The sequence below is a fragment of the Salinivibrio sp. IB282 genome (assembly GCF_001995685.1).
Lineage (GTDB): Bacteria > Pseudomonadota > Gammaproteobacteria > Enterobacterales > Vibrionaceae > Salinivibrio > Salinivibrio kushneri.
This window is the reverse complement of the sequence record NZ_MUET01000034.1, coordinates 39,041-51,920: the sequence shown is the minus strand read 5'-3', so window position 1 is coordinate 51,920 and position 12,880 is coordinate 39,041. Positions and strand designations below refer to the sequence as shown.

Below are 12,880 nucleotides of genomic sequence, written 5' to 3'. Positions count from 1 at the left end.
GTCATGGCACACGAACGGCTTGGCGATGACGGCTCGCGGATGCTGGTGGTGAGTAATTTCACCCCGGTACCCCGGGACGGTTTTCAGCTGGGTGTGCCGATGAGTGGTGATTACCAATTGGTATTAAATTCGGATGATGAGGCGTTTTGGGGCAGCGGGTACCCCGTTTACGTAGCGCTTAGCACTGATAAAAGCGCGGCGCACGACCAGCCCCAATCGCTGACACTGAATCTCCCCCCATTAGCCACTGTGTTTTATCGCTGGCAAGGGTGAAAGCAATGACGCCCTTTGGGCGACAAAGTGAAGATTGCGCCAAGTTAATCCTTGGCGTTTTTTCTGTCTGAGCCGATACAGTAAAAAGGCCGCGAATGCGGCCTAGTCGTTGTCTCTTACAAGGTGATATTAGGCGGCATCTTCTTCATCAACGAAGGTGACGCCATTTTCACGATGCAGGCGCTTGCACGCTCGACCGTCACTGTGGAACAGATGGCAGCGGTGAGCGGGAATACCAATGGCGTATTTGTCGCCGGGTTCAATCTCAACGGTATCGAGCTGGCGATAGATCACGTCTGCGTCTGCGCTTTCAAGGTTGAGATAAATTTGCGTCTCGTTGCCCAGCTTCTCAACAATGGTCGCTTCCCCTTCAATTTGCGCATCACCGTCTTTGGCGGCCACCAAATGCTCAGGACGAATGCCGAGAGACATACGATCGCCGCGCGTGACGGTTTTACCATCGACTGGCATCCAGAAACTGGCCCCCTCACTTAGCTGCACTTTGACCCGAGTCGGCTCAACATCTGCGATGAATACGCTCATGAAATTCATTTTTGGTGAGCCAATAAACGAGGCCACAAAGCGGTTTTGTGGGTAGTGGTATAGCTCAAGCGGTTTGCCCACTTGCGCGACACGGCCCTCATCTAGCACCACAATTTTATCGGCCATGGTCATGGCTTCAATCTGATCGTGGGTGACATAAATCATGGTACAGCCAAGCTGACGTTGTAACTTGGTGATTTGCGCGCGCATCTGCACCCGTAATCCAGCATCGAGGTTGGAAAGTGGCTCATCGAGCAAGAAGACACGAGGCTGAGACACCAGGGTGCGTCCAATCGCAACACGTTGACGTTGTCCGCCAGACAACGACTTAGGTTGTCTGTCGAGTAAGTGACCGAGTTGTAAGATCTCCGCCGCTTGCTGCACGCGCTTATCGACTTCCGCTTTGTTCGTTTTTGCTAGTTTCAAGCCAAACGACATGTTGTCGTAGAGGTTTAGGTGGGGATACAACGCGTAAGATTGGAATACCATCCCGACGCCACGCTTGGATGGCTCAATATCATTTACTCGCTGATCATCAATGTAAAGGTCGCCCGACGTAATATCTTCCAACCCGGCAACGCAGCGTAATAGGGTGGATTTGCCGCAGCCAGATGGACCGACAAAGACAACAAATTCGCCATCTTTTATCTCTAGGTCAACGTTTTTTGAAATCATTACATCGTCGTCATACGCTTTACAAACGTTTTTAAACGTGACACTTGCCATGTCGCTCGCCCTCAATCGCTTTTCATTAATTCGGCTCAATACGCATTATAGGTGGCTGTGCTATTCAATATCGGCCATTTTCGAGCGTTATCGTTTTTGTTGAACGCTGTTTGGTCACTGACTAAGCACATTGGATAGATTCCACCCGATGCTTTTTTGATGTCAGGCAGTGTCGCGTATCTTTGCAAATGGCGCATCCTCCCGTGGACAATTATTACAGGGGGAGTAGGCGGGGAGGAGGATAATCTCCTCCCCAAATTGATTTGAGGGTGTACATCACAAAATTATGAGCAAATTAGTTGAAGTTGATCACGTACCGTTTATTTTTGTGAACCGCATCATTAGCGACGAGCGATATGGATCACGAATTCGCTCGCATAGAGGCAGGGCGTAGAGGCCAGGATGATGAGGAATGCGCGGGAATTACCCATGATAGACCGTGAAATACAGCTCATCCTCCATGGAATCGTGCTACACCTCAGTAGAAGAAGGATAGAAAGATGAAAAAATCACTTAGCGCTGTTGCTCTCGGTACCCTGATTGCACTGGGTTCATTTGGCGCCAATGCCAATATCGAAGAAGGCCAACTGACGATTTGGATTAACGGAGACAAAGGTTATAACGGCCTTGCCGAAGTGGGTGACCGTTTTGAACAAGACACGGGCATTCCTGTCACCGTCGTTCACCCTGATGGTCTGCAAGACAAGTTCGCTCAGACTGCTTCAACGGGCGATGGTCCAGACATTGTATTTTGGGCGCACGATCGCTTTGGTGGCTATGCAGAATCAGGCTTGCTGGCAGAGATTCGTCCATCTGAGCGTCTTAAAGACGGCATGGTCGACTTTGCTTGGGATGCGGTGAAATACAAAGGCAAATACGTCGGTTATCCGGTGGCCGTAGAATCGCTTTCTCTCATCTACAACAAGGATTTGGTGCCTAACCCACCAGAAACGTGGCAAGACGTGGTTGAGATGGATGCCAAGCTCAAAGAGCAGGGCAAGTCAGCCATCATGTGGAACCTGAAAGAACCGTACTTCACATGGCCACTGATGGCAGCTGATGGCGGTTATGCATTTAAGCAAACGGCAAACGGCTATGATGTGAAAGACGCGGGTATCAATAACCAAGGTGTACATGACGCACTGCATTTCATGAAGCAGATGGTGAAAGATGGCGTGATTTCATCTGATATGGACTACTCGGTTTCTGAGTCTTCTTTCAACCAAGGTGATACAGCGATGACCATCAACGGCCCATGGTCGTGGGGCAACATCGAAAAGTCAGGTATCAATTATGGTGTCACCACCTTACCTACCTTCCAAGGTGAAGCCTCTAAACCCTTTGTTGGCGTGTTAAGTGCCGGTATTAGCACCGCGTCGCCAAACAAAGCGCTGGCGGTCGAGTTTTTGGAAAACTATCTGTTGACTAATGACGGCCTCTCGATGGTGAATGCTGATAAACCTCTGGGTGCGGTGGCGTTGAATAGTTATCAGGCGGAACTTGCCAAAGATCCGCGTATTGCGGCAACCATGGAAAACGCCAAACATGGCGAAGTGATGCCGAATATTCCACAAATGAATGGGTTCTGGGCAGCTGCCAAAAACGCCATCATTAATGTGGTCGATGGCCGTCAAAGCGTCGAGGAAGCACTCGACGATGCGGAAACGCAAATGGTCAAATAAGCTCTATCTGCAGGGGGGGCTTGCCTCCCTGCATTTTTTAAAAACTATGTGAGTAGCGTTCCTTATGCAGTCAGTCCAAGGTTCCCAAGCTATGACAACGTCAGGCTCTTCTTTGCCCAGCAGCACAAAAGCGTTCATAAAATGGGCGTTACTGGCTACTGTGGCCATTATCAATGGCTATGCCACCGTCTTGATGTATTCGCGTGGTGAAACCGCCTTTGCCCTGTTAACTGTGGTATTAACCGCATTAGCGCTGTACATTTTTGGCAGTAAAAAAACATACGCCCATCGCTATATCTATCCAGGTATCGCGGGGATGATCCTTTTCATTATTTTTCCGTTGGTTTATACCGTTGGGCTGTCATTCACCAACTACAGCGCCAAAAATCAACTCTCTTTCGAGCGTGCCCAGTCCGTATTATTAGAACGAACCTTTCAAAGTGGCGACAGTTATCCTTTCTCGTTATATCGAACGGATCAAGGCGTTCGCATTGTGGTGGAGGGCGAGAATACACGCTATGCCACCAAGCCATTTGAATTTGCAACCTTGGCTGATGACAACTTGTCACTTAGCCCGATTGACAGTGTTGAGGGACAAAAAGCGTCACTACGCAATGTGATTCAAAACCGCGACGCGCTTGGGGAGTTAGACCTGGCATTGTCTGGTGACAAAACCATTCGTATGAGTGGTTTGCGCAAGTTCGCCGCCATTCAATCGCTTTATAGCTTGCAGGACGATGGCCGCACGCTGATCAACAATAAAACGGGTGAGACGCTCAAACCTAACGATGAGGTAGGTTACTATCAACCGGTTAATGCCTCCGGTGAATTTGTGGGCGATACTGTTTCACCCGGTTATGTGGTGCAAATTGGCACGGATAACTTTGAGCGCGTATGGACGGACGAGGGCATCAAAGAGCCGTTTATTGGCATCTTTATCTGGACGATTGTCTTTTCCGTACTCACCGTGGTATTCACCCTGTTTATTGGCTTGATATTGGCGAGTTTGGTGCAGTGGGAAGAGCTGAAAGGTAAGTCGATCTACCGTTTGTTATTGATCCTTCCTTATGCGGTACCCGCCTTTATTTCAATTTTGATTTTCCGCGGCTTGTTTAACCAGAGTTTTGGCGAAATCAATATGGTCTTGGAAGCGCTGTTTGGCATTAGCCCTAATTGGTTCTCTGATCCGTTCTTGGCGCGGAGCATGGTGCTCACCGTTAATACCTGGCTGGGTTTCCCTTATATGATGATCCTCTGTATGGGCTTGCTTAAAGCGATTCCTGATGATCTCTACGAGGCATCCGCGATTGACGGCGCGAATTTCATTCAGAACTTCACCCGTATTACGCTGCCGATGATGATTAAACCACTGACTCCTCTGCTGATTGCGGCCTTTGCCTTTAACTTCAATAACTTTGTGATGATTATGTTGTTAACAGAAGGTGGGCCAAACCGTATCGGCACCACGGAGCCGGCCGGTTATACCGATTTGCTGGTTAGCTATACCTATCGCATCGCCTTTGAAGGCAGTGGTGGTCAAGACTTCGGCTTGGCAAGTGCCATCGCCACATTGATCTTCTTGATRGTCGGCGCACTGGCGTTAATCAACCTTCGTATGACGCAGAAAAACGAGCACTGAGGAACCTAAATATGGCAATGGTACAAGGTAAATCCTTAAAATATCGCGTCTGGGCAACCCATATTGGCTTGTGCTTGTTCTTGGCGTTGATCCTATTCCCGCTGTTAATGATTATTGCGATTTCATTCCGCGAAGGGAACTTCGCCACTGGGAGCTTGATCCCGGACAACCCATCACTGGAACACTGGAAATTAGCACTGGGCTTCCCGGTGACTAACTCGGATGGCACGGTCACGCCACCGCCATTTCCCGTTCTATTATGGCTGTGGAATTCGGTAAAAGTGGCCGGGATCACCTCGCTGTTTATCGTGGTGCTCTCAACCACTTCGGCGTATGCCTTTGCGCGTATGCGATTTAAAGGCAAGCAGACCATCTTGAACGCGATGATGATCTTCCAGATGTTCCCAGCGGTGTTGGCATTGGTGGCTATCTACGCCTTGTTTGACAAGTTGGGGCAGTACATCCCATTTTTAGGGCTCAACACCCACGGAGGCTTGATCTTTGCGTACTYAGGCGGGATTGCATTACACGTTTGGACCATTAAAGGTTACTTCGAGAGCATTGATGGTTCATTGGAAGAAGCCGCAGCATTGGATGGCGCCACCCCGTGGCAGGCGTTTAGGCTGGTGCTGCTTCCGCTCTCCGTGCCTATCTTGGCTGTGGTCTTTATTCTGTCGTTTATCATGGCGGTAGGTGAAGTGCCAGTTGCTTCGATTCTGTTGTCGGATGTTGATTCGTATACCTTGGCGGTCGGCATGCAGCAGTACTTGTATCCGCAAAACTATCTGTGGGGCGACTTTGCGGCGGCAGCCGTACTGTCAGCGGTACCGATTACCGGGGTTTTCTTACTCGCCCAACGTTGGTTAGTGGGTGGTTTGACCGCAGGGGGCGTGAAAGGTTAAGGCGTTACGCCCTTAGGCGAAGCAAGAGCGCGAACGTAAAGGCAGCTAACATTAGCTGCCTTTTTGATGCGGGTAATATTGGGCTACAGCCAGTCACCGTCGATGCAGACCAAAAAGCTCTTTGCTGCCAAGCGTTGGCATGACGCTGGTGGAGCGACGGTTGTCTCACCGGTCGCGGTGTCACAGACAATGCGCCACTGATGATTTGGTGGAAGCCGTAGGTCGTGCGCGGTGTCGCTGCTGTTGATGGCTATAAGCATTGATTGACCCGCGTCAGGGTGATGCGCGCCGAGCGTGATCTGACAGCTGAGCGCTTGCAGCTTTGACCATTGATGATCGTGAATCGGATCGCCATTCGGGTGCCGCCACGTAATCTGATTGCAATGGCGCTGTGTGCCACTTAACGCATCGATAAAGCGTGGTACGATGGCATTGCGGCGTGCAATCATAGTGGCTAGCCAGTTTGACCAATCGTGATCCTGCGTTTGCCAGTTTAACCAACTGATAGGGTTATCTTGGCAATAGGCATTGTTATTCCCTTGTTGCGAGTGGCCTAACACATCGGCCATTAGAATGTGTGGCGTCCCCAGCGAGAAGAGGATGCTTGCCATCATATTCCGTTTTTGCCGCCTCCTTACCTCAATAATGTCAGGATTGTTTGTCGGCCCCTCGACACCATAATTGGCGGAGCGATTGTCACCATGACCATCCCGGTTATTCTCGCCATTGGCATGGTTATGCCGCTTGGCATAACTGACCACATCCTGCAGGGTAAAACCATCATGGTAGGTTACATAGTTAATCGGCAAATGATCGGGCCAATGCGCTGCGCTGAAAACGTCGCGCGAACCCATCAATCGCGTGGCGAAATCTTGCAGTATGCCTGGATCGCCTCGCCATAAACTGCGGATGGTATCGCGGATTTTATCGTTACATTCAGCCCAGTTAATCGGAAATTGTCCTAGCTGATACCCATCGGGGCCTATATCCCAGGGTTCCGCAATCAACTTGACCTTAGAAAGGATCGGATCCTGGGCAATGGCGAGGAAAAACGCATTTTGGGGGTTAAAGGTATCGCCATTTCGCCCCTGGGTCGCGGCGAGATCGAACCTAAACCCATCCACGTGATAGTCGGTGACCCACATACGCAATGTGTCCAGTACCAGTTTTAGCGCGGCAGGGTGGCGTATATCAATGGTATTGCCACAGCCGGTATAATTGCGCAGTTGTTGGCCATCATGTAAGTACATGGCATGATCAAGCGCTTTATAATGAAGAATCGGCCCACCGTCGCCACCTTCCGCGGTATGATTAAACACCACGTCTAAAATCACCTCAATGTCGTGACGGTGCAGCTCGCGTATTGCTGTTTTCAACTCATTAACCGCATTTTTTTCCGCGTAGCGCGGATCCGGAGCCATCCAAACGTATGGGTTGTAGCCCCAGTAGTTGGTTTTTTGCTGGCTGAGTAAATGCGGCTCCGGTAAGCAAGACGTAATCGGAAGCAGTTGCAGGCAATTAATCTGATGTTGTTGATAAAACGCCAACATCGCTGGTGAGACTAAACCCAAATAACGTCCTTGCTGCGCTGGGGCGACATCTGGATGCTGCTGAGTCAGCCCTTTAACATGGGTTTCGAAAATCACAGTGTCTCGTATGGCGCGCTGAGGCGATGACACGCCTTGCCAATCAAAAGACGCATGATCGACGACTTGGCAACGTGCCAGCAATATGCTTTGCGGTGGTGAATAAGGAGGCTGATAGCGTAAGGGACCAGTCACCGCTTGCGCATACGGATCGGCCAAGTACCATGTTTGACCATCCTGTAAGACCTCAAAACTGTATTCTTGCCCCGCAACCACATCAGCGACATCTCGTGTCCAGTAGCCACGCTTGTATTCGCGCATGGCGAGCCGCTGAGGCTGGTGCCCTTGATGCCACAACAGTAAATGCACGCCGTCCTGATCGGGTGCATACAGCGTAAACCGACAACCTGATGGGTGTAGTTGCGCTCCTAATACATAAGGGATTGGGAAGCAAACCGACATAAATAACACCATTAAATGAGATGAATCGCTATTAGAGCGTTTACCTATAAATAATTCAATCTGACGTCACATTTATGATCATTGTCCCTCATGTAATAAAGTTTCATGTTGCTATGAATAAATCTATTAATAGTGATCGTGTTGACATTTTGTAGGCCTGTTTAGCGAAAAATAATTACCAATTACGCCCTCGTTCAGTGACCCAGCTCGACAAGTTTAGATAATCAGCTCTCACTCCTCCTTTCTCCTCCTCCCCCTGAAATCACACGGTTGGATGACGCGAAAATGACCGCTCAGGGATAGGATAACTCCAGGATAACGAAGAAAGCTAAGCCTTGGACACATTGTCTTTTTCCACTACCCACTGCCGGTGTGAAGAGACACGTAAAAAAGGCGCATTATGGAGTAAGGTATGAGAAAAGTAAGTTTAATTGCGGCGGCTGTCGCGACTGCTGTCACTGCCACCTCAGCATTCGCTGTCGATTTTAACGGTTATATGCGAGCAGGGACCGGTATTAGTGCCTCTAATTATGATGGTTCTGACACTGGTGATTTGGCTATTAATAAACATGGTATTGGTCGCCTCGGTAACGAAAATGACAACTACTCTGAGTTTGGGTTTTCGGAAGAGCTAAAAACCGGTGAACAAACTTGGCGAGTTGAATCAATGATTGCGTCGGGCGCGCCTGGTGAAAGTGGCTGGGAAGATGGTGACTTCAATGTCGCTCAGTTTGCCGTAAAAGCAAAAGGCGTGTTGGCCGACGAAGATGCAACACTTTGGGCGGGTAAAACTTACTATCAACGTAAAGATATCCACATCACTGATTTCTACTTCTTGAATACATCAGGTACCGGTGGTGGTATTGAGAATCTATCTGTTGGTGATCAGAAATTGTCTTTAGCACTGATTCAAGATAACGGCTCCCAGAAAGTTGCTGATGGTGATAAAGCCGTACTTGATCAGGAGAATACCTTTGAGTTTGATGGTGGTCCAGCTCAGTCGCTAGAAGATCATTTAGCTGATTGTGATGACGACGACATAGCATGTAAAACCAATGTAACGGAAGCTGCTAAAGTTGCACCAGGTGCTTATAAAAACGTACCTAAAGAAAAATCAGAAGATGTTAATGGCTATATTGCCGATATTCGCCTAGCCGATATCGATTTATGGTCAGATGCTAAGTTAGAACTGGCAGCAGCTTATAACTTTGGCGTTGAAAAAGCCGATCAAGATCTCAAAGCAGATGATGGTCTATTAGTCACGGGCATTGTCCACCAGGGCATGGATAATGGTTTCAACCAAACTATCCTCCAGTACGGTACCAATGGCTATGGGGTTCAAGCGGCTAACTTCTGGGGGGCTGGGACTTACTACGATCGTTCTGGCGCGCAAAACGAGGCGACAGGTTACCGTTTGATTAACTGGGGGGTCATGAACCTAGGTGAGTCTTGGGAAATGGGCCATCAATTCGCACTTCTCAAAGGCAATGATATCGGCGGTAAAGATAAAGATGGTAATTATACCGGTGAGAACCTCGATATTGACCAATTCTCTGTCGTCGTCCGTCCAATGTACAAATGGAATAATACCATGCGTAGTGTGTTCGAAGCTGGCTATAATGCGGGTGAGAAAATCAATGATGACGGTAACGCGGTCGAAGACTTTGGTAATTCTAAATTGACCGTTGCGCAAGCATGGGCAATGGGTGACAGCTTCTGGGCACGTCCTGAAATCCGTGTATATGGCTCGTACATCTCTGACCTTGAAAACGATGACGCTTTTGGTTCAGGTGAAGATAGTGAGCTCGTAGCTGGCGTACAGGTTGAAGCTTGGTGGTAAGCCTTTTTTAAACTTTATTTTTTCATAGCCGACAATTGTCGGCTATTTTTTTAGGTGTTTTATATGAACAAAAARGTGTTATTTATCTCTGGGTTATTACTGCTTAATGGGTGCTCGACGATCGTTGATAACCAATATCAGATTGCACCTAAGGGAGAGGCAGTGACGCAGATTGAGAAAGCGAAACAACTACCGCTAGAGATGGATAAAGAGATCAAAGTAGCGGTCACCACACAAACACAAGTCCTCGATATCCATAGCATTGATAGCCCTGGCGTTATTTTTGAATTACCGATGGTAAAGAATGGATTAGATATCAATATAGAGGCAGAAATAAACGATAGTGTTTTTGTTCCAAGTGCCAAAGTGATTAATCAATCTGGCGATATTCGCGCTAAACTCGACGACGATGAGCTGGTCTACCTAAAACCTCGCTTAGCCGATGGCAACCGCTTGCAAGGTAATATTAAAGTCCACCCACAAGTAGGTGACAGTGCGCTCTATTTGGTTATTTTTACTGATAAAGATAAACTTGATGAAACGGTGGCGGTCAGCCACCCAGCGAAATTGGACGCAGAGGGAAGAGGGAATTACTTTCCAGAGGTAGGCGATATTCAAGTGCCGCGCGCGTTGACTGGCACGTTTTCCATCGAAGCGGCAGCATTGGGCGCACGCACCAGCGATCAGTCTATCGTCCTGCCAGCACTCTCCGCCACTGAACGTCCGCAACAAGAAAGCGTGAATTTTTACCACCAGGCTATTCGGGCCTCTATTGCAGATAACGATGTCGACAAAGCAATGGGATTACTGCGTGATGCTGAGCAATTGGGTATTGCCGACGCTGACCAAGTCTTTCGTGACGCGATGAAAGCACAGTTAGACAAGCAGTAATCTCATCATTTAATCTACATTTTACATCGCGTCTTTAACAAGACGTAACCTCAAAAGGGCAACGTTGGTTGCCCTTTTTTAATATGAGAGAAAAGGCTGGGGACTAAACGGTAAACGTATCGACCAGTTGGCGAATCGTTTTGGCCTCGTGGTTGAGTGTTTGGTTTGCGCCTTGTGCTTGCTCACTGAGTGACAAGGTTTGTTCTATGCGTTGTGACAGTGCCTGGATGTTTTCAGCCACCTGCTGAGAGACGGCACTTTGCTCTTCCGCCGCGCCTGCGGTTTGGTAATTGATATCGCCTAGCTGCTGCACCAAATCAACAATCTCGGTTAAGGTCTCCTGCACGGAAACACTTGCTTGATAACCCTCCGCCGCACCACGTTCACCTTGTTGGATGACGGCTTCAATATCGGTCAGTAGTTGGTTGAAGGTCTCAAGCGTCGAGACGATTTGGTCGACAGATTTTTGTGAATGCTGGGCCAAGGCGCGCACCTCGTCAGCGACCACCGCAAATCCTCTACCAGCTTCACCGGCGCGTGCCGACTCAATCGCGGCATTGAGCGCTAATAAATTGGTTTGATCTGAAATGCCGCGAATGTCGTCGAGCAATGTGGCAATGTCGGTACCGCTGGTTTTGACTTCGCTAACAAAACTGTTGGCTTTTTGCAGATCCGTGTTGGCGGTTTGGTTGCGTGCCACATTATTAGCAACATTCTCCATGCACTGATTCAGCGATGAGACGACTGCGGCGTTTTTCTCTTTGGAGGCTTCAGAGTTGGTTGCCACATCTTTTGAGGTCGCGGTCAGTTGCTCCATTGCCGTCGCGGCTTGGTGTAATGTCTCGGTATTATCAGACAGGGCTTGGTGGGCATCGGTGATGGCGTTATTGGCGGTCGTTGATGTGTCGGACAAACGTCCACCCGCTTGTTGAATTTGTCCCACCATTGATTGCAGCGCATCCAGCATCTGATTGACTGAGTGTTTAATCCGATCAATCTCGGTTTGACCGTTAACCGACAAGCGTTGAGTTAAGTCACCACCACCTTGGGCTATCGCTTGGATAGAGTGTTCTACGCTGGTCAATGGTGCTAATTGGCGTTTGATAACGACTTGAATGATCCCAAAAGCGAGAATAAGGACGAGGCCACTCACCCAATAAATGGTGTTTTGAATRTCGCTTTCGGCGTTAGTCATCATCTGATTCAGTTGTGTGACGGGTACCATCGCGGCTTGTTTGGGGGTCACAATCATCACTGACCACGTCTGAGACATATTGCCAAACTCGATCGGTTGCGACACATAAAAGTGCGAATCGGTTTGTTTGAATTGGTTTGTTGCGTTCTGGCTTAGAAGGTTAGAAAGTGGTTGGTAAGCAGGAGAGGAAAGTCCCGAGACCGCAGCGCCATGTTGAACGTGCTGATCGGTGCTAGCAACGACTCGTCCATCTTGACTGATAACAAATAGTTCCCCGTTATTATCGGCACGTTTGGCTAAGAGTGATTGGATTTGCGAGGTTTTGAGCGTACTTCCCACCATAGCAACCGTTTTATCAAAGCGAAAAACGGGAGTTGTCACGTCGAACACCGTTTGCGTCTTACCATTAATCTGAGTCGTTCTTGGATCAGTAATACAATCTTTTTGGGTGCTCACTGGGCATTGATACCAAGGATTGGTTTCAGAGAAATTTTGTGCAGCGGTAAGGCGCATTTCCCCGTTTTCATCCACTGACACCGACGGCACATAGCGGCCATCCGCTGCACTGGTTGGATCGCCGTAGTAAAAAGCATCGGCGCCTAAGACGTTTTTTTGCCACTCGGTATAGATGTTGTGCCATTCAGGTTGGCGTTTCAAAATCGAATACATGATCCGAGGAATATCATCTCGGTCGAGGATCCGGGCTGACTTATTCTTTTCCGCTTCAGAGGTATAAATCTGGGCGATAGTTCGCACYGTATCGAGCGGAGAAGCAATGTAAGCATGGATCTCCTCGCTAATCGCAGTCGCGCGATTTTGCATCTTGATCACTTGATCACGCTTTACGTTTTCAGTGACCTGGGATGACATGGCCGACTGGCTGCTATTCAGCGTTGATAAAGAAACCGCACTCACTGCCCCAAGACCGATCAGAACGATGGACGAGGCAGCCAAACTTATCCGTTGACTTATAGAAAGGTTACGCAACTTTTTCATAATCACTATCCGCACAAAGAAAACCGCACAAAGAAATATTCTGAGTCGTCGAGTGGCGAGACAATGGCGTCGTGCGAAATGTGATGGCACAACGGGTAGCGCGCCGACGGAGACGATAATTGACACTAGTGTTACTTAAATAAGA

At 48.7% G+C, this 12,880-nt stretch carries 9 protein-coding genes; 6 read left to right on the top strand and 3 right to left on the bottom strand.

The window, feature by feature from the left end; all coding sequences use genetic code 11:
* A partial coding sequence (locus BZG14_RS08800) for an alpha amylase C-terminal domain-containing protein (RefSeq protein ID WP_198532040.1) occupies positions 1-273 on the top strand: 273 nt, incomplete at its 5' end.
* Between the two features lie 129 nt (positions 274-402).
* On the opposite strand, the gene malK is transcribed toward BZG14_RS08800, so the two are convergent.
* On the bottom strand, positions 403-1,542 hold the full coding sequence (malK, locus tag BZG14_RS08795) for a maltose/maltodextrin ABC transporter ATP-binding protein MalK (RefSeq protein ID WP_077608545.1): 1,140 nt from the start codon (positions 1,540-1,542) through the stop codon (positions 403-405).
* A gap of 500 nt (positions 1,543-2,042) precedes the next feature.
* Here malK and malE point away from each other — a divergent pair, with 500 nt between their 5' ends.
* The 3 genes from malE (at position 2,043) to malG (ending at position 5,765) form a co-directional block, all read left to right on the top strand.
* Entirely contained in the window at positions 2,043-3,224 is a 1,182-nt protein-coding gene (gene malE, locus BZG14_RS08790; protein WP_077608544.1) for a maltose/maltodextrin ABC transporter substrate-binding protein MalE, read from the top strand.
* A 64-nt stretch (positions 3,225-3,288) separates the two neighbouring features.
* Positions 3,289-4,863 (top strand): maltose ABC transporter permease MalF, encoded by a 1,575-nt coding sequence (malF, locus tag BZG14_RS08785; RefSeq protein ID WP_077608543.1) that lies wholly within the window; start codon positions 3,289-3,291, stop codon positions 4,861-4,863.
* 11 nt (positions 4,864-4,874) lie between these two features.
* Positions 4,875-5,765, top strand: coding sequence for a maltose ABC transporter permease MalG (malG, locus tag BZG14_RS08780; RefSeq protein WP_077608542.1), 891 nt, complete (start codon positions 4,875-4,877; stop codon positions 5,763-5,765).
* An 83-nt stretch (positions 5,766-5,848) separates the two neighbouring features.
* Here malG and BZG14_RS08775 read toward each other — a convergent pair whose 3' ends face one another.
* Positions 5,849-7,813: a glycogen debranching protein gene (locus tag BZG14_RS08775; protein ID WP_198532039.1), complete on the bottom strand. Its 1,965-nt coding sequence runs from the start codon at positions 7,811-7,813 to the stop codon at positions 5,849-5,851.
* A 412-nt stretch (positions 7,814-8,225) separates the two neighbouring features.
* On the opposite strand from BZG14_RS08775, the gene BZG14_RS08770 reads away from it, so the two are divergent.
* Entirely contained in the window at positions 8,226-9,653 is a 1,428-nt protein-coding gene (locus BZG14_RS08770) for a carbohydrate porin (RefSeq protein WP_077608540.1), read from the top strand.
* Positions 9,654-9,716: 63 nt separating this feature from the next.
* The gene (locus tag BZG14_RS08765) at positions 9,717-10,544 is read left to right on the top strand and encodes a MalM family protein (RefSeq protein WP_077608539.1); all 828 of its coding nucleotides are present in this window, start codon (positions 9,717-9,719) and stop codon (positions 10,542-10,544) included.
* A 103-nt stretch (positions 10,545-10,647) separates the two neighbouring features.
* On the opposite strand, the gene BZG14_RS08760 is transcribed toward BZG14_RS08765, so the two are convergent.
* Complete coding sequence (locus tag BZG14_RS08760; protein WP_077608538.1) at positions 10,648-12,735, bottom strand: methyl-accepting chemotaxis protein; 2,088 nt, start codon at positions 12,733-12,735, stop codon at positions 10,648-10,650.
* Between the last annotated feature and the right edge of the window lie 145 nt (positions 12,736-12,880).